Here is a 273-nt window from a genome sequence, read left to right on the forward strand (position 1 = left end):
CTGGAATGAAGTCTATCGATGAAGCGCGCAATGTCCTCGAAGAGGCTGCGCTGATGACCACTGAGACGGTGAGGGCCTTCTACGGGATCGTAGCTGCTGGCCCGGATGTTGACACGCCGCCCTGGCTGTTCATCCTAGCCAGACACATCGACGCCTGGGACAAGGCCTCGCAGGCCTACATGATGGCCGTGCATCAGCATGCTCGGCCTGTCCTCAATGACATGGAGCGCCTCTCCGCGTCGAAGTAAGCCGGGGGGCTGGGGGACACCCCAG

General features: G+C 61.9%; 1 protein-coding gene. It reads left to right on the plus strand.

Going from position 1 to position 273, the window contains the following annotated elements; genetic code table 11:
- A partial coding sequence (locus ABG80_RS07580) for a hypothetical protein (protein WP_235513779.1) occupies positions 1-248 on the plus strand: 248 nt, incomplete at its 5' end.
- Positions 249-273 lie beyond the last annotated feature (25 nt).

The sequence above is a fragment of the Aquabacterium parvum genome, assembly GCF_001447195.1.
GTDB lineage: Bacteria > Pseudomonadota > Gammaproteobacteria > Burkholderiales > Burkholderiaceae_C > Aquabacterium > Aquabacterium parvum.